The sequence below is a fragment of the Candidatus Neomarinimicrobiota bacterium genome (genome assembly GCA_017656425.1).
Lineage (GTDB): Bacteria > Fidelibacterota > UBA2242 > UBA2242 > B5-G15 > JACDNV01.
Genome location: JACDNV010000014.1, coordinates 25124 through 47993, shown reverse-complemented (window position 1 = coordinate 47993; position 22870 = coordinate 25124). Strand labels below are relative to the sequence as shown.

The window sequence follows — 22870 nt, the reverse complement described above, 5'->3', positions numbered from 1 at the left end:
AATTAGCCACCCTTAACCTCTCTTTTTTCTATTATTTCTCCATCAAAAACATCCATTACGATGTTCGTAATAGATTTCTTTGCCCCATCAGGTACAGTAGAAGTTGTATCCTTTGACATAATAGGTTTTACTCTCACTTCCTTAGATAACACTTGACTAATTATCTTTTCGACGGATTCTCTGCGTTGTTTTATATTTTTAAAATGAAATTCAGAATCCTTTGAAAAGTGTATTTCAAGTATTCCATTTTCAAATTTCACAGGCTTCCCGTGTTCTAGAAAATTAGCTATGCTTGGATTTTTCTCATGGATTCTTTCAATGACTATATGCCATTTTTCAACTATTTCTTTTATAGTTATTCCATCTTTAAAAATCTTTTCATCTTTTTCGGAGTTTGTAGTAATAACATTCTCTGTAATCCTTTTTTTTGAAACCGACTTTTTTGGTTCTGCTTTATTCCCCGGTTCAAAAATATCAAGCGTTTTTTCTTCCGTCTTTATTAAAGATGATGGAATTTTCGCTCCACTTATTGTCTTTAATAATTCAGTAATTGAAACAGTTTTGTCCATTAATCCAAGTTTCAGTAAAGTTAATTCCAAATATGTCTTCTGATTTTCCATTGATTTTATCTGCGCAATAGATTCCGATAAAATTTTCATTATTCGTATGAGGTCTGCTGCTTCCCAGAATTTTGATTCCTCAAGGTATTGTTCCTTTAAATTCTGAGGTAAATCCATAGCTTCATTTATTCCGGATAAATTAACAGCAAGTAATGTGCGAAAATGATCAGCCAATCCATTTAAAAACTCATTGACGTTTAATCCCATCTGATAAACTTCATCAACTATCTTTACTAATTGACTCAGATTATTATATAGAATAGCCTTACTTGCTTTAAAGAAATAGCTAGAATCTATTATACCAAGTATTTTCTGTACTTCTACTATGCTCGGTGATTTATTGGAAAAAGAAACGACCTGATCGAGTAAACTTTCAGCATCTCTCAGACTTCCGTCAGCTTTCTTCGCAATTAAGAGTAATATATCATCATCTATATTTAACATTTCCTCTTTTACAATTTTCTTTAGTTGTTCAACCATCAGTTGAACAGGTATTCTATGAAAGTCGAATCTAAGACAACGGGAGAGTATTGTAGCCGGTATTTTTGTAGGTTCTGTAGTTGCAAAAATAAATACCACATGTGGAGGAGGCTCTTCGATAGTTTTTAATAAAGCATTAAAAGCCTCTTTTGTTAACATATGTACTTCATCTATTATGTAAATCTTATATTTTGAATTTGTCGGTGGGTATCTAACGCTTTCTCTGAGATCCCTAACCTGATCAATTCCTCTATTCGATGCACCATCGATTTCAAAAACATCAAGACTTCTACCCTCAGTAATTTCTATACAATTAGTACATTCATTGCACGGATTATATTCCCTAGGACTTTTACAATTTAGAGTTTTTGCTAAAATCCTGGCAGTCGATGTTTTCCCAATTCCTCTCGAGCCAGTAAATAAAAAAGCATGTCCTATTCTGTTATTCTTAATCGCATTTTTTAATGTAATACATATGTGATCCTGTCCAACTATTTCATCAAAATTCTGTGGTCTATATTTCCTTGCAAAGTTCAGATATACCATAATTTACACCTTCATTTTTGTTGAGGCTATGCAGCAGGGCTTCGAATCCCCCGCACTTATCCTCTGGCAAATCCAAAGGCTGGCTTACAGATACCTGTAACACATGGAGCAGTTGACTACCGCTGCTCCCTCCCGGGCCTGACGGGGTTCATCAACCCTCCATTGAACAGGTCTGTAAACGTCATCGCCCGGATATTGCCAGAAGACAAACCGGGTCAGACCCTCAGCCCTGCTTTCCACCCTGCTGTAGCGGGTTGCAGGTACAGGGCACCGCTAGCTCCCCGTGTAGCATAGCCTCAACAAATAGCGTGGAGCTGATGGGATTCGAACCCACGACCTCCAGAGTGCGATTCTGGCGCTCTCCCAGCTGAGCTACAGCCCCTCAATTAACAAGATAAACTTATTAAATTTTAACCCTATTTCAAACGTTTAATGAGCAATAGAACCAGGCTATTTTAATATATGTTGACCTTTTTACCAATTCGTAATTTCTCAATAAAAAAGTCCAGTTTCTTCTTTAGCCATGCTTCCCTTTTTTCAAATTTTACTCCAACGTTGTAGTAAGTTACTTTCTTAATAAAATTTCTATCAATTATCCTATAAAGTCTAAAACCACAGTAAAATCCTAAAGCAAACCCGGCTGATCTATATATCCACTTACTGCTAAGTGGATATCCTTTAATTTTTCCTAATCTATCAAACATAAAAGCACCAGCTAAAGAATGGGTCATATAAAAATAAACCCTAAATCTTTTATATTCTATATCTTTATTAAAGTAAACTATTTCTTTTATCTCCTTGAGCGCAATCCTTTTTATTTCATCTCTCGAATATATCCTTAAGTATGTTGGACTTACAGAATGAAAAAGACCAGTTAATTCGGCTCCCGAAAACTTTAGTACATTTATTGGATTATTAACCTTTATATTAAAAACTCCACAGTCATATACAGGTAGACTACAATCAATAATCTTATTGGTCTCGCTCATTACCCCCGCCTTATAATCCTTAATTCTGCTCTTTATTAAATATTTCTGATATGGATTAATGTAGATTATCAGGGAATCATTAGCATTTTCAAAATAAATTATGGCATACAGTGAATCGTTAATGTTGATAAACTTTGCTAACAGGAAACCATCTTCAGGGAAAATTTTCAACTGTTTATTTTCATCTTTATCAAGTGACAACCCTATCATATCGTCAAGAATAAAGTATTTTTTGTCTCCAGCATAAAGTAGTGATATAACCAACAAGCCCAACAATAGAATGTTGGGCTTGCCGATGTCATTATTGAATCCTATAGACATTTTTTAAAAACTAAAACTCGTTTCAATAGTAGATAATGATATAGACTCATTCTTTGGACTTATTTTACCATCACCATTTCTGTCTCTATATGTAGTCTGATTCACATATGATATGATAACTCCACCACCTGTTTCAAAGCTTATTCTATATCCCCAGATTGTATTCTCCGATGGATGTTTAAAATCAAAGGGATTTTTGTCATTATTTCTTTGATAAAATACATTTGCCCCAGCCAGTTTTGGTACCACATTCTTAGGAACATCTAAAGTCAGTAAAAAGCTTCTGATTTCATTATTTCCTTTAGTAAACATGTGCTGGTAATATCCAGTCAGAACTACGTAGTTTAGTATATTCCCACTTAAGAAGCCATATACTCCCTGCATTGCTTCATTTCTTAATTTGATCTGATCCTTTGTATATGGCCATAAATTGCCTTTAGGATCTGTTCTTATAGAGACCCTTTCGAAATCATATACTCTATCCCAGAAACCATATAAGAAATTATCACCTTGCAATCTATACTCTACAGCTGCACTTATAAACTTGATAATATTAGCTCTTAATCCTGGAGCTGCGATACCCCATCCTGGGGTAAATTCTTCTCCTGTTCTATAATCTGTTACCTTCCAGAATGGTAAGAAACTTGCCGCCTGTCCATACAAGTCGAGCCTCAAGTAACTCATATTTAGAATCGGATATCCAGCGTCGATGGAAATTGCGGTGAGCGTCTTGCGTTCCTTTTTTATATTAAAAGGATCTGGGGCTTGATAAACCATGGGGTCAAAATTTTTAATTGAATCAGGAAAATTATCAGTCATTCCATCTCCATCGATGTCAAAATCAAGTTCATCTGGAATTCCGTCTTTATCTGTATCCTTATTGTAATCCTTACCTGATAGTTCTTCGCCAGGATAATGAACATTTATGCCTTCTGGGTAAATACTTGGTAGCTTAAATTTCTTATCAGGAAATGCATCAAACTCATCCGGCACACCATCTTTATCAGTATCTTTCATGCCTGAATACTGATTTGCATCGATTACAATTGTTCCACCAAGAATTAATGGCAAATTATCGGAAAATTTGTATGTAACTCTTCCTGCCATAAGCCCTGGACCAAATAGTTCCTTAATATTTGCTAAAAATCCTTCAATTCCTATATTATTCCCCAATTTAAATCCACCATGTATTCCAACCTTTCTAACCTGAGGATACTCTGTTGTATTAGAATAACCATTCATCAATATTCCATATCCCAAAGTCACATTATCTAAGGCTCCTACTTTTATAAAAAAAGGATCTTCAACTGTACCATAACGAAGATAATAAATTTTATCCAGGTAATCTGAAAACTCATCCCACTCATTTCTTCTCAAATTTCCATCCTGATCAAAATAAAACACCAGATCGAGACCAATACCCAATTTCCCAAATTGAACCTCTGGTCTTAGAGCAAACTGATTGTATATTTTACCATCAAGAGTTACAGAACCAAGACCAAGACCCACACCGTAAGGTCTTTCACCCTTTTCCTCAGGAGGCTGTGGCTGCTTCTGGGGCTCCTTCTCTACAATGGATGGTGTTACAGGTTGGATAGGTTGTTCCTCCTTAGCTGTTTCGACTTCGGGCTGCTCCACAGGTTGTTCCCGAGGTTGCTCTTCATACTCTTCTTCATCTTTTGGTATTTCATCTTCACTAACCGGTATATTCAGCAATTGACCGTCAGGAGTTGAGATTACCATCATACCTGGATTTAAATTAACAGTTTGCCCGGTAATTAAATTGACAACCTCAACTATTCCCTCAATACCGTAAAATCTATCACCAGCGCCTGGAGTGGTTATAACCCAGAATTGCGTTCCTTTAACAGAAGCCACAGAAGTAGGTGTCTCTATTCTATAAACAGTAGGAGTACCCGGTGTGACATTTACCAATGCTTTACCTTCATCCATTTTTATAGTACGTATCCCGAATTCCTGACTTACTTCTACAATAGAATTCTTTCTAATTTTAATCAATGACTTGTCATCTTTAAACAGTAAGGCGGCAATACCATCTTCACCAGTTTTCAATACATCCCCATTTGACAGCGTTATACCAACAGTAGCTGTAGAAAACGTATCCTCAGTGCTTCTTTTAAACTCTACTTCTCCGACAACCTTTAATAAGCTTGCTACCTCTTGTGAGACTAATAAGGTTATTGAAAGTAATAACATTATTAAAATTCCAAATATTCTCTTCATATACCCCTCACATTTTATTTACTATTCCAATAATTAACTTTTTCTCATCCATCTCAATAACATTAAAATTAATTTTAACAGGAACAAAGGTATTATCTCTACATTTGAGCTGTGCTTTACATGAATGAACCAATCCATAATCAACTTCATTGATAATTTTTTCCATTTTTAAGCTTCCATCGGATATCAATACTCCAAATATATTTTTTTTCATTAATTCACGCCTTGAATATTTAAAGTTTTTGAGAAAATAACGTGATACACCAGTTATTTTCCCATCTTTAGAAAAAATAATTATATTCTCGAACGGTATTTCTAATAAATCAGTTAGTTTGTCTCTACTCTCTTTTAAAGACTTATACAACTCAACAAGTTTTTCATTAAATCTGGTAAGGTTATTTACTCTATCCCTCAACTGCTTTAACTCCCAGCCACTCTCAGATGAAAAAAAAGATATAATATCATTTTCAAAATTTTCTATAAATTCTTTAAATGTGATGTTATGATCTTCAATAGCCCCTATTATTAATGATCTATCAGTCCTTGTAACCTCTTCTAAGTCCAGTTGATAGGAATAACATATTTTTCTCAATTCCTCAATAAATTGACTATCAGAGGTAAATTTTTTATATACATCCGGATCTACTTTAGAATTCATAACAAACACAAATCCTGGAAATGTAGAAAACTCACCAAGGATTTTTACTTTTTTCTTTACTTCTTCATCTAGTGATTCATATATATTCTTTAGAATGATAGCAGCATCAATATAATTATCTATTAAATTTGTAACGAGTTGATAACCCATAAAAGGAAAATATCCTTTATTAGTATCTTCAGAAACATTACAATTCTTTACAAAAAAACTTATTATAGGATTATATAAATAAAATTCTCTACCAGTTTGTATACCAATAGATTTCCTCTTTAAATCTTCTATTCTTCTAAAATTTGAATATCTCCTTACTATAATAAAGGCATTTAGATTTGTTATACCGATTTTAATTAGAGGAATATATTCATAGAACGCTTCCAGATATATTGCCTCGTACTCTGAAACGAAACCGCTGCCATAATTATCATTTTTTAAATTCTCTAATACCGATGATGCACCATCACCTACAAATTTCACACTAACGGATTGGTTAAGTTTTTGAGTGAAAAAATTTGAAATTAAATCTAATAGCCTGTAAAAATTTTTATCTATGTGGTAAAACGAATGATATAAATTTATCAATCCACCACCTTTTTGTTTACCCTATTTATATTCAAAATTATGCTGTTCTCCAGTTTCTCAAGGTCAATAGGTTTTGTTATATAATCTTTTGCTCCAAGCTCTCTGGTAGATATGAGTGCTTTTTCATCACGGACACCGGTTAATACTATAACAGGTATATCAAATCTATTTTCTTGAAGATATCTTAAGACATCAAATCCCGAAATTTTTGGCATGATCAAATCTAATAAGATTAAATCAAATGTATCGTGACTTAATTTCTTTATTGCCTCATCGCCTGATAAAGCATAGTCTGCATCAAATCCCTTAAAATGCAGAAATTCGACTAGAAAACTACATACATTCTTCTCATCATCGACTATTAAAATTTTGCTCTTTTTCATAATCAATTAATTTAAAATTATTTCAATAAATTGACAATTTTATCTTCATTTAACATCTCAACTCTAATCTCATCCAGATTAATCAAAATATTCTTTCTTATTCTAAAAGGATAAGAAACCTGAGCCTCTTCTCTTTTTATTTCAATCCTGATTGAATTTGTCTCATCTATTATTTCTACAAGAGGTCTGGATCTGGTTACAAACACTATATTTTTCTTCTTGCTTTTGCCCCTTTCAAAGTTATAAGGAACGTCAATAATAATATAAACAGTCCTCCCATCATAGGTTGTTAAATATATCACAGGATAGATATTATATTTACCTGAAATCAGCTTATACAGTTTATCACCTCTTGATAGTATTTTATTCTTTGATATTCTGTATGTAATCGATTCCATATCCTCCGATTTTTCAAAATAGCCCAGATTTTCAATAATATTGCTTGCTCTATCTATATCTACTTTGAATCTTATCAAAAACGTTATATTGACATAGTCATCATCATATTCATCGACATTTACAATTGGCTTATCTATTTTCACATCATATAGCGACTCAAAAAAATTTTTCACAAATCTACTTAAATCTGAATCAGTAATGTAAGATTCTTTCAATGAAATTTTATCATAAACTTTCTCTCTCTTTTCTATAAAAGCCTGTTTTATTTCCTGTCCAATCTTCCTTGAAGTATACCCCTCTTCTATTTTTAACCTTTTACCGCCAGCGTTAACCGAATCGATAAAATTGTCGATAAAGTGAATAATTTTTTCGACAACATCAGCAAAATCAAGAGTCTCTATGTACAGCTTACTCTTTTTCGCTGTCTTCCAATTATTTACATTTATTACTTCTATATCAACGTTAAATCCGGGAATATAATAATTGTAGGAGCCTTTTATAATATAACTATGTTTACTACCCAAAATAGTAGAATCAAGGCTTGTGATTTTTGATTTATCATATACTTTTACAGGTTCAATATTTTTATAATGCCCTATTATTATATCAACAAAAGCACTGCCAAACCAGTCTATTGAGATATCCCCAGATCTATTTCTTAATGGATAAACTATAATATTTATATCAGCTGATACTATATCAATTATTAAAAATAGTAATAGTAGGATTTTGGTAATGTCAACTTTTGAGCTTTTGAACAAACTTATTTAACCTCCGTATAGTTGTTTCCTTCCCAAGCAATTCTACTATTCTAAAAATATCAGGACTGACTCTAGAACCAGTAATAGCAATTCTTAATGGATGTATCAATTCAGCATGACTTATGGACAGTCTATCAGCAGTTCCTCTTACAACTTTCTCAATCTTGCTATAACTGAATTCCATCTGTTTATCAAAGTTCTTAGACAACTCATTTAGATAAAAACTCGTTTCGCTTTTAATATATTTTCCGACTGCCTCCTGATCATAAGTTTCTGGATCATTAAAAAAGTATATCCCCCACTCAACAATTTCATTCAGCCTATTTACTCTTCCTTTCATCAATTCGATAATATTAAATAAAAACTTATCTTCGATTTTACTAATATCTATGCCATACTTACCAAGTAACTTTTTGATATAAGGTAATATATCACTCGTTTCTTTCAATGCAATGTGTTTCTTATTAAACCAGAGAAGCTTTTCGTAATCAAAAATAGCTCCCTTTTTTGAAATTTTCTTTAATGAATATTTATTTATTAACTCATCAATCCCTAATATTTGATTTTCAGCAGATATCGATGTCCCAATTATTGCTAAATAATTGAAAATTGCCTCAGGCATAAAGCCCATTTCTCTAAACTCATTTATTCCTGTCGCGCCGTGCCTTTTACTTAGCCTTTTCCCATCAGGACCAAGAAGTAACGGGAGATGACAAAATTCCGGTACTTTACCATTAAGCATTTTGTGTAAAATTATATGCTTCGGTGTATTTGGGATATGGTCTTCACCTCTAATGACGTGCGTTATACCCATCGATATATCATCCACTACCACAGCGAAATGGTACGTTGCTATACCATTTGACCTTAAAATAACAAAGTCATCAAGTTCATCATTATTGACTTTGATTGAACCGTAAACAATATCATTCCATCCTGTTTCACCCTTATCTAAATTGATTCTTATAGCATATTTTTTTCCTTCTTCGAGATACCTCTTTATCGTTATTTTATCAAGATTTTTACATTTTCCAGAATATCTAGTTGAAGAACGGTTCTTTCGCTCTCTTTCAATTTGTTCTTGAGAACAAAAACATCTGTATGCTAGACCTTTTTCAACTAATTCTTCTGCTTTTGAACGATATAATTCAAGCCTACTCGACTGGAACACAATATCTTCATCCCAGTTAATGCCAAGCCATTTTAATGATTCCACAATCTGACTTACGGAATCTTCATCTGATCTTTCTACGTCGGTATCTTCAATTCTAAGTAGAAAAGTTCCACCCTTAGACTTTGCAAATAACCAATTATGTATTGCCGTTCTTGCACTACCCAGATGAAGATACCCTGTCGGACTGGGTGCAAAGCGAACTCTAACCCCCACTTTGTCTTATTTCTCCCTTATTATCAATACTGATATTTGCTGTATTAATCTGTTCTCTTATTGTAAACTTTATCCCTCCCACTATCTTTACAAACATATTATAAAAAATAATTACAAGTAATATCAGGAACACAAATAAAAAAGAAAATATTATCGAATACAAAAATGATAGAAATACTATCACCCAAAAACCAGTTCCAGCACTCAAGCCTATATTATTAAGATATCCAATATCTGATAACTGACTGAATTTTAAAGCTATTTTTAATACTACTAATCCACAAAAAAATAGAAGTATAAATACAACGATGAAAACAGTAGGCAATAAGTTTTTTAAAACTGAGCTAAGACTTATTGCCCTAATTTCAATATTCCTCTCTTTTACTTCCTCCATAAGATTAACCATACCTCAGACTAAAATATAATAAAGGTTTAGAAATAATTAAAATAAAACATTTATTCAAAAGATTTCTCTACCCTTTTTATAACTTTTCACTGAATAATATGAATCATATAATTTTAACAATACTGCCCAATCATTATCAGTCCTAAATATTTTAACTCCTAAATTTTTGAATTTATTAATCACAGCTTGATGCGGGTGACCAAATAAACTATTAGCACCAACGGAAATTACAGCGACATCAGGATAAACTGCCAACAGAAACTCTTCGGATGAGGAAGTTTTACTACCATGATGAGGTACCTTCAAAATCTCAGATCTAACAAATTCTTCAAAAAGCACAATACTATCTTCTGCTTTCTTTTCAATATCACCTGGCAATAATATATCCATATCTTTATTGCTAATCCTAAGGACTACACTATTATTATTTACTGAAGAGATATTTTGCAAATTTTTAATAGGCCATAAAACATAGACAATGGTAAATCTATCCGGGATAAGAATATCTCCTGTATTTACCTCTTTAATTGCTATATTCAGTGAATCAACGAGATTACAAAATTTTGTATAATACTTCCAAACACGGCTTATATTTGATAAAATAAGCGTATCAACAGTGAAATTTTTTATAATATATTCAGCACCTCCTATGTGATCACTATGCGGGTGAGTCAAAACAAAGTAGTTAATTTTCTTTATCCCATTGTAATTCAAAAAGGGGGCAATTATTCTCTCACCTGAATCAAAATTATATCTTTTTGGACCAGAATCGACAAGCATATTTTTCCCAGAAGGGAATCTTATAAAAATAGCATCTCCCTGACCAACATCGAGAAACGTAACATTAATAACAGGTGATCTAAAAATGCCAGCCCAGATTTGTATATTTAAAAGCAGAAGAACTAATAGTATACCCACTTTTCTCATTGTTCTTTTTTCAATATTAAATGCAATAATGATAAAAATGTAAAATAACAAAAATGTAATCAATCCAAAGCCAGGAATTGATATATAGGAAAAACTCATACCACCAAACTTCTTTATTATAAATTTCAACATAGTTATCAAAATATCCGTAACCTCGCCATAAATTACATTAAAAAAGTTATAGACGAGTCCCAGTAAAACTTGTGCAAGCCCAACCATAACAATTAAACCAACTAAGGGAACGACAATTAAATTTGAAACCATACTTATTATGGGAATTCTATGAAAATTATAACTGACAATAGGTAAAGTCCCAATTAATGCCGATAATGATACTAAAAACAACTGATAAATATAATTTATAGCCCTATGTTCCTTTACAATCTCCTTTATCCTTCGTGGTATACAATAGTCAAGTTTCTTATAAAAATAAAGTATAGAGATTACCGCAATGTATGACAGCTGATATCCAATATCAAAAATTTGTAAGGGATTAATAAGTGACTGAATTAACGCAGAGGAGAAGATGATATTATATAAGGAAAACGGAAACTCCCATGATCTTGCAATTAGCAATAGACTCGCCATAATTACTGCTCTTACAACTGATGGTTTAAATCCAACCATACCTGCATAAAAACAAAGTATAAAAATAGCCGAGACAGTCTTTACTCTATCGGGAAATCTAAAAAATCCCAATATAATAAGTATTATAATCGTAATATATCCAACATGTAGTCCAGATACGGCAAGTACATGGATTACTCCTGCATTAACAAAATCATTCTTCAGCTCATCCGTCAACTCCCCTCTCTGGCCAAGTATCAATGCCTTTAAAACAGGGCTATTATCTGTTGATAATCCAGAATCAATAACTTTGATTATTTTATGATTAACCAAATAAAATAGTCTGTTTAAATCATACCACTTCGACTTTTTAATAACAGATATTTCATCGGCATAAACAATGCCTGTGATTCCATGTATATTCAGATACCTTCTATAATCAAATTCACCGGGATTTCTTGACTCAGACGGTCTAAATAAATCACCTCTAATATTAACTATATCTCCTCCTTCAACACTTTTTATATCCTTTAGATGAGCTAATATCTTACAATTTAATTTGATACCATAATCTTTAATCGCTATTCTTTTTAATCTCAAAACAACCCGATCATCATCGTAATTAAATGTCTCAACTTTACCGGTTAATTCCACCTCCTTGTTAATTTTACCTATAATTAAATTGTCAAAAATTATCTTCTCCCTCTCAATATATATCCTATAAATGCCGACTATTAATAATAGAGTTATCAAAATCAAATGATTGAACTTATTATTTTTTATTAACAGTGAAGTAACCAGTAAAACAGTTATCATGATAAGAATAATAAGCTCATCAAGATGTACAAAACGTCCTATTATGTAACCAACAGATATAATTATGAATGTCCTTAAAGCAGGATTTCTTTCGAAGAAGTTTGCTATCAAAGTTTTCTTTTATTTATTTATATACTAATTATTGCATTCAGATAGATCCAGTTTAAAGATGACGTTAGGGCGATCATACCAAGTAAAAATACGGCAAAATTGGGCGTTGGTGTAAAATTTAATTTGTAATAAATATAAGTAAATATTATTGTGACTATATTACAAAGAATGACAATAAATAACTTAACCAGAACACTATTTATGGATGCTGACCATACCTCTACAAGGAACATTGATACAAATAGCGTTGCAGTGACTATAAATACAAACCACAGGATATTAAATAGATTATAATTTTCTATAAAAAACATTAATAATAGGCTTATTAAAAAGATAAATATCGATGACGTTGCGAAAACTGCAATCAGAAATAGGAATCTATCGTTGATAGTCTCTGGAGATATCCAGATACGGAATTGTCTGAGTATTACGTTATTAGCACGAACCAATACAACACCCATAAGCACCACAAACAATACAAAAATATAATAATAAAAATGATTTAGTAAATTTGCCTCACCACTCAATGGTTTTTTCGTCATATTAATATCCCTTATGAATTATTTTTCTCGATTCAATTAATATTCTGTCAGCTCGTTCATAGTTACCATTATTTCGTTCAATTATAGATAGCATTACAGCCTCTACGGGTATATTTAAATTCAATTTTTCAACATATACAGCATCAATACTTTTTATCATCTGGTCAACATCTATAATATTACTAAAATCATATTTCTTCAAGTCATCATAAATCATATTAATAAAAGCAGGTTCAACAAAGTTAATATCGGCTTGTTTTTGCATTTTTATAGTTTTATCTATAATCCTCACAGACAAATTAAGTGCATCTAGATAACCAACTATATAGCAGTATTTTTCATTGTATGTCATTTTAGTCCAAGTTCCACCATTGCAAGTATTAATATTTTGTTGAGGTAGCAAATAAAGATTGATGAGTAATAAAATAAATACTGTTATATAAAATTTCCTAACCATCAAAGTAATTGACTATAGGGTATCTTCTACCCATGCCAAATGCTTTTTCTGTAATTTTTATCCCGGGTGGCGCTTGTCTTCTTTTATATTCACTTTTTCTTATTTTTTTTACAATGTCTACAACCAATTCCCTGTCATACCCCATCTCTACTAGTTCATCCACACTTCTACCACTCTCAATTATTTCATCAGTCAACGGACTGACAATATTATAATCAAAGGGATCAACCTGATCAAATTTTAATTCAGCGGTAGGTTTTTTAGTAAAAACAGACTCAGGAATAATATCACCACCCTTTATTTTGTTAAAATACCTGCCTAGTTCATAAACATCGAGTTTATTTATATCTGAAATAACAGCAAGTCCTCCTGAAAGATCACCGTACAATGTGCAGTACCCAAGTGCCATTTCTGTTTTATTCCCCGTTGATAAGACCATGTATCCAAATTTATTCGATATTGCCATCAATATATTTCCCCTAATCCTTGCCTGAATGTTTTCTTCTGTTATATCTTCTTTAAGCCCTAATAACATTTCAGACAATGATGCTTTATATGACTGAAAAATATCCTCAATAGGGATGATCTTGTACTCTATACCTAAGTTTGTAGCAACAGTTTTTGCGTCTTCAATGCTCCTTTCCGAAGTATACCTCGATGGCATTAATACTCCGAGGACATTTTCTGCACCGAGAGCCTCGCTGGCAAGTGAAGCAACAACTGAGGAGTCAATACCTCCACTCAGTCCAACAACCGCCTTATAAAAGCCAGTTTTGTGTAGATAATCGTGAATCCCCACAATCAGTGCTTTGTAAATTCGCCCAATTCTCTCTGAAACATTTATCTTTTTTTCAATCCCGGTAAATGAATCGATATCAAGGTCAAATATTTCAAGGGTTTCTACAAATTCACCACCCCAGCCAATTATTTTACCCTTACAATCCATTACTATGGAATTCCCATCAAAAACCAGCTCGCTATTACTCCCAACCATATTTGTAAGTATAAATGGTCTTTTATATTTTTTAACCTTTTCTTTAATGAGATTTAATCTTGTATCAAATTTATTTTCCGTAAAAGGAGATGCCGAAATATTTATAACTAATTCCGCACCTCTCTTATATAACTCATCAGTTACTTTCTTATCATAGTGCTTATCCCACAAGTCCTCACAAACTTCCACTCCGATAGTTAGTTTTCTATCTCCAAAATATATATCAAAAGGATCATTTTCATTTGCTGGAGTAAAGTATCTTACCTCATCAAATACATCATAATTGGGCAATAAAGTTTTTGATCTCACTTCTAAAATTTTTCCGTTATTCAAAACGGCAGCAGAATTATATAGTTTCCCATCTTTTTTATCTACAAATCCAATAATTACATATAATTTTTCTGATACTTCTTTTGCTACTTTGTTCAAACACTCTAAATTTTTATCCACAAACGATCTGTTGAAAAGTAAATCCTGAGGAGGATATCCTGTTATAACCATCTCAGGAAAGATCAGAATGTCTATATATCTTTCTTCTGCTTTCCGAATAAAGTTTAATATTTTTTTATAGTTGGTATCAAAAGCTCCGATATTGGGATTAAGTTGTACAAGTCCTATTCTTATCTTCATATGCAGCCTAAAATGCTATATCAAATTTATCATACCCAATGACATATTTTGACTTTTCTACGACAATGTCTCTGACATGTGCAGTCATAGGACCAATTCTAAGTTCTTTAATAAATTCATCTATCATGCCTTCATCTCCCTCTACTTCGACTAATACATCACCATTTGGTAAATTTTTTACATAACCGGTAAGACCATATTCATATGCTTTATTGTATGTAAAATATCTATATCCTACACCCTGCACAAGACCGGATACTAATATTTTAGCATGTATTTTCTTCATACGGCAAGCTCCAATGCTTTTTTCACCGCTTCTCCGGGGCTACTTGCTCTAATTACACCCTCTATATCCCAACTATTTAAAGAGATAACAGGTTTACCATTATTCAATGCCAGAGCAATCTCCGATAACGTCCCATAACTACCATCGATTGCGATAGCACTATCGCAAGTTCTAACGATTATAATATTTCTTCCTGAACCCATTCCAGTTACAATGGGTATCCTTACATAGTCATTAGCAAATGATTTATCATTATCAGGAATAATACCAATTGTCATTCCACCTTGCTCAAATGCCCCCTTACAAACAGCTTCCATGATCCCGGTCTTCCCACCACAGACTAAAACTGCTCCACAAAGTGCTATTTCTTTACCAACATCAAATGCCACTCTATACATATCTTCGCTACACTCTCTTCCACCAAAAACAGCGATTATCTTCTGTTTCATGGCTCCAACCTATAAATTGTCCTTGGAAATGGTATGGTCTCTCTAATATGCTTCAATCCGCATATCCATGCAACTGCTCTCTCTATTCCCATTCCAAATCCCGAGTGTGGAACACTTCCAAATTTTCTCAAATCAAGATACCATTTAAATGCTTCCTCTGGCAAATTATACTCCTTAATTCTTTCTCTCAATACTTCATAATTTTCTTCCCTTTGACCACCACCTATTATTTCACCATACCCTTCTGGAGCAAGTACATCAACGCCAAGAGCCAGTTCTGGATTTTCAGGTTCTCTTTTCATGTAAAAAGCCTTTATCTTCGCAGGGAATCTATGTACCATCACAGGCTTTTCAAATTGTTCTGATATCATGGTTTCATCGGTTCCACCAAAGTCACTACCCCATTCAAAATCTATTCCATTTTTCTTCAAGATGTCAACCGCCTCATCATAAGTAATTCTCGGAAACGGCGGTTCAACTTTTTCGAGCAATGTAGTATCTCTTTGAAGTGTCTTCAGTTCTCTTTGGCGTTCTTTTAAAACTGCTTTAACAATATACGTTACAAACTCCTCTGCAAGCTTCATATTATCTTCTAAGTCATACCATGCAATTTCAGGTTCTACCATCCAAAATTCCGTCAGATGTCTTCTAGTTTTTGACTTTTCAGCCCTAAATGTAGGTCCAAAGCAGTATACTTTACCAAGGGCAGCAGCAGTTGCTTCATTATATAATTGTCCACTCTGAGTTAAATACGCTTTTCGCCCAAAATATTCTGTTTCAAACAGCGTAGTAGTACCTTCGCAGGCACTCGGAGTAAATATCGGAGTATCAGCGAGAATAAATCCACGAGAATCAAAGAAATCTCTACATGCCTTTACAACAGTATGCCTGATCATTAAAATAGCAACCTGTTTAGGACTTCTTATCCAGAGATGCCTTCTTTCCATAAGAAAATCTATTCCATGCTCCTTTAGAGAGATGGGATAATCATGAACAGCCTGGACAACATTAATGTTTTTCACTATAATTTCATAACCACCTGGTGCTCTCGCATCTTTATGTACAATACCACTAACAACTATAGATGACTCCTGACCTATTTTATCGTACAGGTTGAATGTTTCCTCATCCACATCATTTTTTGCGACAACTCCCTGTATAAAACCCGTCCCATCTCTAATGATCAAAAACCATATTTTCCCACTTGATCTTTTGTTATAGAGCCATCCCTTAAGGGTAACCTCCTGTCCTTCATACTTTTGAATTTCTGCTATATAAACCCACTTCAACTTTTTCTCCTTTTTTACCATATACCAAGAATATTATTCATAATATCTTCACATATCTGCATTACTGCAGATTCAATGGCTTTTTCTCGAGTATTCTCGGTCAATCCAGATGGATCATAGTCAGCATATTTACTAAACTGCTTTTTTAGTAATACTTTATCATTTATCCTATCATACCATTCTATACTCAAACTAATTGTTAATCTATATTCTGTTACTTCTTCTCCCTGGGGAGTATCTTCATAAATTAAAGGTTCATCTCTTATACTTACGATTCTTCCTGATAAAATTGAATCTGAATTGTCCTCATCTCTAACTTTTAAAATATTTTCCTGAATAAAATATCTTCTAACTTTTTCTGTTATATCCTGTTCAATATTAAATTCTCCTGTTTGATTATCAAAAGTTTGTATAGCTATACTTTTAATATGTGGTGGGATCGTCCCTTTGAAAGAATAATACCAGCATGACTGACTATTTATTAATATAAAAATAATGCCTAATAAATAAACTTTCTTATTCCTCATCAGTTAATCCATATTCTTTTATTTTTCTATATAAAGTTCTTTCACTTATTTTCAGAACATTGGCAGTTTTTCTTTTCTGGTAATTAAACTTTTTCAATGTCTGCTCTATCAATTCTTTCTCAATCTCTTCAAGAGATATTTTACCAATTTTATCAGGATTAATAGATGGTGTCTCAGCTTCTTTTTCAATTCCTTCGCCCGTTAATATTTCATCCTCAACTATAAGCTCTTTTTTGTTATCAATTGGTGCCGGAAGACTCCTTATTTCCCTTGACACATACTCTTTTGGGATACTACCAGAGGCTATTATATTTTTTATTTCATGTAATTCCTCACGCAGTAAAAACAGTTGGTGGAGTATCAATTCTCTTTCTGCTTGATCCAGGGGTTTCCCTAATCTTATAGGTAACCGTTCGTTTATTACCTTCTGTTCAGCATATAACCTTTTTGCTACATCTTTACTAGTGATAACTTCTCCTTTATGCAGGACTATCATACTTTCAACAAAATTTTTTAACTCCCTGACATTACCAGGCCATCTATAGTCCTGTAATACTTTCATGGCTGATGGCGAAAATCCCTTAAACGGTATGTTGTTCCTATTTGCGAAATCAAGGGCAAACTTTTCAACAAGCAAGGGTATATCTTCTGGATGCTTTCTCAGCGGAGGTATAGCAATTGTTACAGTTTTTATCCTGTAAAAAAGATCTTTTCTGAATTCTCCTTTTTCTACCTCTTCATATAGGTCCTTATTCGTGGCAACAATTATTCTTACATCAACCTTTTTTGCTTTTGAACCGCCCACAGGTATGAACTCTCCGAGTTCCAAAATTCTTAAAAATTTTACCTGAGTTTCTAGCGGCATCTCCCCCACCTCGTCAAGAAATATAGTACCGCCATCAGCAGTTTCAAAATAACCCTTCCTGTCCTCTATTGCCCCTGTAAATGATCCCTTTACATGCCCAAAAAGTTCGCTTTCGATAATCCCCGCAGGTATTGCACCACAATTAACCTTTATAAACGGTCTATGTCTTCGTAAACTGTGACGATAAATTGCATTGGCAACCAGCTCTTTACCCGTTCCACTCTCTCCAACAATAAGAACAGTTATATCTGTCTTTGCTACCTGGTCTATAGTCTCAATAATTTCTTTTATATCCTCTGATTCACCAATTATTCCAAATTGCCTCTGTAATTCTTCAACCCTTTTATCATCCATATCAATCCCTATCAAAAATTAAATTTATAAATTGTTTTTGATATTAAAATATAAACATTAAAAAATAATCATTCCTGCCGATATAGTTCTTTGAAAAAACTTACAGTCTCTTTCAATCCCTCATCAAGAGAATATTCTGGCTTCCATCCAAGTAATTTTTCTGCTTTGTGAAAACTAATTACACTTCGCTTCTGTTCCCCTGGCTTAGGTGGACCATGAAACTCTTCAATATTTGGATTGATCTCATCTCTGATCTTTTTAAAAATAGTATTCACATCGGTTTCCACTCCAGTACCTATGTTATAAATCTCATTTGTTTTATAAGTAGTCAATGCAAGAACGTTTGCTTTTACAACATCTTTAACATACACATAATCTCGAGTTTGCGTCCCATCTCCATTAATAACAGCTCTATTTCCTCTTAACATTTTATCACAAAATATAGCTACTACTCCAGCTTCACCATGGGGGTTCTGCCTTGGTCCATATACATTTGCGTACCTTAATACCACATAATCAAGTTTGAACACTTGATTGTAATAGTACAGATACTTTTCCACTGTCAGTTTCCCAATTCCATACGGCGATATTGGTCTGGTTGGATGTTCTTCATCTGCAGGGAAATAATCCTGCTCACCATAAATAGCTCCTCCAGTAGATATAAATATGAATCTCTTCACACCACTCTTATTGGATGCTTCAAGGATATTGATGGAACCTAATATATTAACCTCTGCATCGTATTTGGGGTCTTCTGTGGATTTTCTAACATCAATTTGTGCTGCATGATGATTTATCACATCAAATTTTTCATCCATAATCAAATCATATGCTTCTCTGGAGCGTATATCAAATTTATAAAACTTTGCTTTTTGGTTCACAAATTCGATTTGCCCCGTTACCAGGTTATCAATAATTACAACATCATGTCCCTCTTTTATATATGCATCAGCAACATGACTTCCAATAAACCCTGCACCACCGGTTATCAATATTTTCATATTACACCCAATCTTTTTAATCCTTTTACCCCTATATCTTTTCTGTAATGCATCCCTTCAAAATGTATTTTTTCAACCAATTTATATGCTTTCTCTATAGCATCTTTCAATGTTACATCCAGGGCTGTTACTCCTAAAACACGCCCACCATTTGTTAAATACTCTCCGTTTTCGTACCTTGTGGCCGCATGGAAAATATATCCATCTTTAATATTGGCAAGCTCCTTTAGTCCATATATCTTAAAGCCCTTTCTATAACTGCCTGGATATCCCTGTGAAGCCAAAACAACACAAACAGCATATTTATCTGATAAATTAAAAGTCAGATCCTCAAACCTACCATCAACTGCTTTGCTAATTAGCTCAGCAAAATCTGATTCTATCAAGGGTAGAATAACCTGGGCTTCAGGATCGCCAAAACGACAGTTAAATTCAAGCACAAAAGGTTCGTCATCAAGGACCATCAAACCACAATAAAGCACACCTTTATATGGAATACCCTCTTTAATCATCCCTTTCAAAAGAGGCTTTATAATTTTTTCTTCAACCTTTTTTAGTATATTCTCTGTTGCAAGTGGTGACGGAGAGTATGCGCCCATGCCACCTGTATTCGGACCTTTATCATTGTCATATACCCTTTTATGATCCTGCGCTGATGGTAGCAGTACATACCTTTCACCATCACATACAGCAAATACAGATACCTCCTCGCCATCTAAATATTCTTCTATAATAACTTTATTAGCCGCTTCATCAAAAACCTTTTGATCCCATATCTGGGAAATAGCATTATTACAATCTTCGTCACTAAATATAATAAAGGCACCTTTGCCTGCTGCAAGACCATCAACCTTTATAACATAGGGATATTTTTTATTTTTAATAATTTCCAGAGCCTCTTCTTTATTTTTAACTATGACAAAATCCGAAGTTGGAATGTCATATTTCTTCATAAAAATCTTTGCAAAGACCTTACTACCTTCCAGCATTGCAGCTTTTTGAGTTGGACCAAAAATTTTTAAACCACTTTCACTAAATCTATCTACGATTCCTTTAACAAGTGGTAATTCTGGACCGACAACAGTAAGATCAATTTCATTTTTCTTTGCAAAATCAACAAGGGAATCAATATCGTCAGAATCTATTGGAATATTTTCACCATGAATCCGTGTCCCGCCGTTTCCAGAAGCAGTATATATTTTTTCTACCAATGGAGACTGTGATAGTTTCCAAACTATACTATGCTCCCTCCCACCACTACCAACTACTAGAACTTTCATGATTACATCTCCTTGCTTAATCTGATTATCTCATCTCTAATTTCCGCAGCTTTTTCAAATTCAAGATTATCAGCCGCAATCATCATTTCTTTTTTCAATAGATCTATCAACTGCATTTTATCTATTTTATTCATATATCTAAATTCCGCCCTTTTCTCCTTATACTTTTTAAGCGGTTTCTCATCAGCTACAGATGTAGTTTTTAATACTTCTTCAACTGTTTTCTTAATAGATCGTGGGATTATTCCGTTTCTTTTATTGTATTCTTCCTGTATTTTTCTTCTTCTATTCGTTTCATCAATTACCTTCTTCATTGACTCAGTAATCGTATCAGCATAAAAAATTACTTTGCCATTGACATTTCTTGCAGATCTCCCTGCAATTTGCATCAGAGATCTCTCTGATCTTAAAAAACCTTCCTTATCGGCATCAAGTATTGCAACAAGCGATACTTCAGGCAGATCAAGTCCTTCTCTCAGCAGATTTATACCAACCAATACATCAAACTCCCCGAGTCTCAAATCTCTTAGAATACTTACTCTTTCAAGAGCATCGATTTCTGAATGCAAATATCTGACGCGTAGACCCAACCCTTGAAGATAATCAGCGAGGTCTTCAGCCATTTTCTTCGTCAGGGTTGTTACAAGTACCCTTTCGTTCCGCTTTGTAACTTCGACAATCTCATCTATTAAATCATCTACTTGGTTCTCAGTTGGCTTTACCTTAATCTCTGGTTCAAGCAACCCTGTAGGTCTTATTATTTGCTCTACAACAATCCCATTACATTTCTCAAGTTCATAATCGCCAGGAGTAGCAGAAACAAATATCACCTGATTAATAAGCTGTTCAAATTCTTCAAATTTCAGAGGTCTGTTATCAAGTGCAGATGGAAGCCTAAAACCATATTCTACCAGAGTCTCTTTTCTGGACCTATCACCATTGTACATACCTCTTAATTGCGGAATAGTAACATGGGACTCGTCAATGAACAAAAGGTAATCATCAGGGAAAAAATCTATTAATGTATATGGTCTCTCCCCTGGTTTCCTGCCTGAAAAGTGCCTGGAGTAATTCTCAATACCAGAACAATATCCTACTTCTCTTATCATTTCGATATCAAATCTTGTTCTCTGCTCCAATCTCTGAGCTTCTAGTAACTTGCCAGCATCACGCAGCTCTTTTAATCTTTCCTCAAGTTCACGCTCGATAGACCTCAGTGCAATCTCAAGCCTATCTTCTGATGTAATGAAATGTTTTGCCGGATATATTACAATATTATCATGCTCTTTTAATATATTTCGGGTAACTGGATTTATTGAGCATATTCTATCAATGTAATCCCCAAAAAATTCTATTCTGAATGCATAATCTTCATATGCAGGGAAGATTTCCAGCACATCACCTTTCAAACTAAAATTTCCCCTTTCTAACACCTGATCATTTCTTGAATAATATATATCCACCAGTTTACTTATAAGCCATCTTATATCTATTTTTTCTCCCTTTTTTATCATTACTATAAATTTTTTATATTCCTCAGGTGAACCAATACCATAAATACAGGAAACACTTGCCACTACAATTACATCCCGTCGTGATATCAATGAGCTGGTTGCTTTCAGGCGAAGTTTATCTATTTCTTCATTAATAGAAGAATCTTTCTCAATATATGTATCAGTAACAGGGAGATATGCTTCCGGCTGATAATAGTCATAATAACTGATAAAGTACTCTACAGCATTTTCAGGAAAGAAGGATTTAAATTCCCCATAAAGCTGTGCCGCTAAGGTTTTATTATGTGAAATAACCAGAGTTGGTTTGTTAACATTTTGTATAACGTGTGCCATCGTAAAAGTCTTACCACTACCGGTAACTCCAAGCAGAGTCTGATACTTTTCACCGCGTAATACGCCCCCTGTTAATTTTTCTATTGCTTGAGGTTGATCCCCTGTTGGTTTTAAGTCTGTTACAAGTCTAAAGTCTGTCATTTCGTCATAAAATT

At 33.6% G+C, this 22870-nt stretch carries 20 protein-coding genes, 1 tRNA gene and 1 other RNA gene; all 22 read right to left on the bottom strand.

The features are described from left to right. Window positions 1-2 precede the first annotated feature (2 nt). Window positions 3-1646: a DNA polymerase III subunit gamma/tau gene (gene dnaX / locus H0Z29_09635; protein ID MBO8131757.1), complete on the bottom strand. Its 1644-nt coding sequence runs from the start codon at window positions 1644-1646 to the stop codon at window positions 3-5. A gap of 26 nt (window positions 1647-1672) precedes the next feature. Further along, window positions 1673-1940: signal recognition particle sRNA large type (gene ffs, locus H0Z29_09630), an RNA gene on the bottom strand. A gap of 15 nt (window positions 1941-1955) precedes the next feature. After that, window positions 1956-2028, bottom strand: a tRNA-Ala gene (locus H0Z29_09625). A gap of 73 nt (window positions 2029-2101) precedes the next feature. Continuing rightward, window positions 2102-2956: a hypothetical protein gene (locus H0Z29_09620; protein ID MBO8131756.1), complete on the bottom strand. Its 855-nt coding sequence runs from the start codon at window positions 2954-2956 to the stop codon at window positions 2102-2104. Between the two features lie 3 nt (window positions 2957-2959). Further along, a complete protein-coding gene (locus H0Z29_09615) occupies window positions 2960-5200 on the bottom strand; it encodes a FecR domain-containing protein (protein ID MBO8131755.1) in 2241 nt (746 codons plus the stop codon). 7 nt (window positions 5201-5207) lie between these two features. After that, the gene (locus tag H0Z29_09610; protein MBO8131754.1) at window positions 5208-6437 is read right to left on the bottom strand and encodes a PhnD/SsuA/transferrin family substrate-binding protein; all 1230 of its coding nucleotides are present in this window, start codon (window positions 6435-6437) and stop codon (window positions 5208-5210) included. Beyond that, the gene (locus H0Z29_09605) at window positions 6434-6820 is read right to left on the bottom strand and encodes a response regulator (protein MBO8131753.1); all 387 of its coding nucleotides are present in this window, start codon (window positions 6818-6820) and stop codon (window positions 6434-6436) included. Before H0Z29_09605 ends, H0Z29_09610 begins: the two co-directional genes overlap by 4 nt. A gap of 17 nt (window positions 6821-6837) precedes the next feature. Then, on the bottom strand, window positions 6838-7980 hold the full coding sequence (locus tag H0Z29_09600) for a hypothetical protein (protein MBO8131752.1): 1143 nt from the start codon (window positions 7978-7980) through the stop codon (window positions 6838-6840). Further along, window positions 7958-9367 (bottom strand): glutamate--tRNA ligase, encoded by a 1410-nt coding sequence (locus H0Z29_09595; protein MBO8131751.1) that lies wholly within the window; start codon window positions 9365-9367, stop codon window positions 7958-7960. The genes H0Z29_09600 and H0Z29_09595 overlap by 23 nt, the downstream gene beginning before the upstream one ends. After that, window positions 9357-9773, bottom strand: a complete 417-nt coding sequence (locus H0Z29_09590) for a DUF3566 domain-containing protein (protein ID MBO8131750.1) — start codon at window positions 9771-9773, stop codon at window positions 9357-9359. The genes H0Z29_09595 and H0Z29_09590 overlap by 11 nt, the downstream gene beginning before the upstream one ends. Window positions 9774-9827: 54 nt before the next feature. Then, window positions 9828-12194 carry a DNA internalization-related competence protein ComEC/Rec2 gene (locus tag H0Z29_09585; GenBank protein ID MBO8131749.1) on the bottom strand — a complete coding sequence of 789 codons (2367 nt, stop codon included), beginning with the start codon at window positions 12192-12194 and terminating at the stop codon, window positions 9828-9830. A 17-nt stretch (window positions 12195-12211) separates the two neighbouring features. Continuing rightward, window positions 12212-12736: a hypothetical protein gene (locus tag H0Z29_09580; protein MBO8131748.1), complete on the bottom strand. Its 525-nt coding sequence runs from the start codon at window positions 12734-12736 to the stop codon at window positions 12212-12214. 1 nt (window position 12737) lies between these two features. After that, the gene (locus tag H0Z29_09575; GenBank protein ID MBO8131747.1) at window positions 12738-13088 is read right to left on the bottom strand and encodes a hypothetical protein; all 351 of its coding nucleotides are present in this window, start codon (window positions 13086-13088) and stop codon (window positions 12738-12740) included. 97 nt (window positions 13089-13185) lie between these two features. Continuing rightward, window positions 13186-14811 (bottom strand): NAD+ synthase, encoded by a 1626-nt coding sequence (locus tag H0Z29_09570; GenBank protein MBO8131746.1) that lies wholly within the window; start codon window positions 14809-14811, stop codon window positions 13186-13188. 13 nt (window positions 14812-14824) lie between these two features. Beyond that, window positions 14825-15103: an acylphosphatase gene (locus H0Z29_09565; GenBank protein MBO8131745.1), complete on the bottom strand. Its 279-nt coding sequence runs from the start codon at window positions 15101-15103 to the stop codon at window positions 14825-14827. After that, window positions 15100-15552, bottom strand: coding sequence for a TIGR00725 family protein (locus H0Z29_09560; GenBank protein ID MBO8131744.1), 453 nt, complete (start codon window positions 15550-15552; stop codon window positions 15100-15102). The genes H0Z29_09565 and H0Z29_09560 overlap by 4 nt, the downstream gene beginning before the upstream one ends. Continuing rightward, on the bottom strand, window positions 15549-16862 hold the full coding sequence (gene asnS, locus H0Z29_09555; protein ID MBO8131743.1) for an asparagine--tRNA ligase: 1314 nt from the start codon (window positions 16860-16862) through the stop codon (window positions 15549-15551). The genes H0Z29_09560 and asnS overlap by 4 nt, the downstream gene beginning before the upstream one ends. Next, on the bottom strand, window positions 16856-17368 hold the full coding sequence (locus H0Z29_09550; GenBank protein ID MBO8131742.1) for an LptE family protein: 513 nt from the start codon (window positions 17366-17368) through the stop codon (window positions 16856-16858). The genes asnS and H0Z29_09550 overlap by 7 nt, the downstream gene beginning before the upstream one ends. Then, window positions 17358-18587 carry a sigma-54-dependent Fis family transcriptional regulator gene (locus tag H0Z29_09545; protein MBO8131741.1) on the bottom strand — a complete coding sequence of 410 codons (1230 nt, stop codon included), beginning with the start codon at window positions 18585-18587 and terminating at the stop codon, window positions 17358-17360. The genes H0Z29_09550 and H0Z29_09545 overlap by 11 nt, the downstream gene beginning before the upstream one ends. Window positions 18588-18655: 68 nt before the next feature. Then, window positions 18656-19588 carry an NAD-dependent epimerase/dehydratase family protein gene (locus H0Z29_09540; GenBank protein MBO8131740.1) on the bottom strand — a complete coding sequence of 311 codons (933 nt, stop codon included), beginning with the start codon at window positions 19586-19588 and terminating at the stop codon, window positions 18656-18658. Beyond that, window positions 19585-20868 carry a phosphoribosylamine--glycine ligase gene (purD, locus tag H0Z29_09535; protein MBO8131739.1) on the bottom strand — a complete coding sequence of 428 codons (1284 nt, stop codon included), beginning with the start codon at window positions 20866-20868 and terminating at the stop codon, window positions 19585-19587. The genes H0Z29_09540 and purD overlap by 4 nt, the downstream gene beginning before the upstream one ends. A gap of 2 nt (window positions 20869-20870) precedes the next feature. Beyond that, the gene (uvrB, locus tag H0Z29_09530; GenBank protein MBO8131738.1) at window positions 20871-22856 is read right to left on the bottom strand and encodes an excinuclease ABC subunit UvrB; all 1986 of its coding nucleotides are present in this window, start codon (window positions 22854-22856) and stop codon (window positions 20871-20873) included. Window positions 22857-22870: the final 14 nt, after the last annotated feature.

What these genes read in the sequence shown, in the direction of transcription:
- H0Z29_09580 (MBO8131748.1), bottom strand. Translation starts at nt 12,736, where the DNA reads ATGACGAAAAAACCATTGAGTGGTGAGGCAAATTTACTAAATCATTTT.
- dnaX (MBO8131757.1), bottom strand. Translation starts at nt 1,646, where the DNA reads ATGGTATATCTGAACTTTGCAAGGAAATATAGACCACAGAATTTTGAT.
- H0Z29_09615 (MBO8131755.1), bottom strand. Translation starts at nt 5,200, where the DNA reads ATGAAGAGAATATTTGGAATTTTAATAATGTTATTACTTTCAATAACC.
- H0Z29_09565 (MBO8131745.1), bottom strand. Translation starts at nt 15,103, where the DNA reads ATGAAGAAAATACATGCTAAAATATTAGTATCCGGTCTTGTGCAGGGT.
- H0Z29_09590 (MBO8131750.1), bottom strand. Translation starts at nt 9,773, where the DNA reads ATGGTTAATCTTATGGAGGAAGTAAAAGAGAGGAATATTGAAATTAGG.
- uvrB (MBO8131738.1), bottom strand. Translation starts at nt 22,856, where the DNA reads ATGACAGACTTTAGACTTGTAACAGACTTAAAACCAACAGGGGATCAA.
- H0Z29_09545 (MBO8131741.1), bottom strand. Translation starts at nt 18,587, where the DNA reads ATGGATGATAAAAGGGTTGAAGAATTACAGAGGCAATTTGGAATAATT.
- asnS (MBO8131743.1), bottom strand. Translation starts at nt 16,862, where the DNA reads ATGGTAAAAAAGGAGAAAAAGTTGAAGTGGGTTTATATAGCAGAAATT.
- H0Z29_09540 (MBO8131740.1), bottom strand. Translation starts at nt 19,588, where the DNA reads ATGAAAATATTGATAACCGGTGGTGCAGGGTTTATTGGAAGTCATGTT.
- H0Z29_09620 (MBO8131756.1), bottom strand. Translation starts at nt 2,956, where the DNA reads ATGTCTATAGGATTCAATAATGACATCGGCAAGCCCAACATTCTATTG.
- purD (MBO8131739.1), bottom strand. Translation starts at nt 20,868, where the DNA reads ATGAAAGTTCTAGTAGTTGGTAGTGGTGGGAGGGAGCATAGTATAGTT.
- H0Z29_09575 (MBO8131747.1), bottom strand. Translation starts at nt 13,088, where the DNA reads ATGACATACAATGAAAAATACTGCTATATAGTTGGTTATCTAGATGCA.
- H0Z29_09605 (MBO8131753.1), bottom strand. Translation starts at nt 6,820, where the DNA reads ATGAAAAAGAGCAAAATTTTAATAGTCGATGATGAGAAGAATGTATGT.
- H0Z29_09550 (MBO8131742.1), bottom strand. Translation starts at nt 17,368, where the DNA reads ATGAGGAATAAGAAAGTTTATTTATTAGGCATTATTTTTATATTAATA.
- H0Z29_09560 (MBO8131744.1), bottom strand. Translation starts at nt 15,552, where the DNA reads ATGAAACAGAAGATAATCGCTGTTTTTGGTGGAAGAGAGTGTAGCGAA.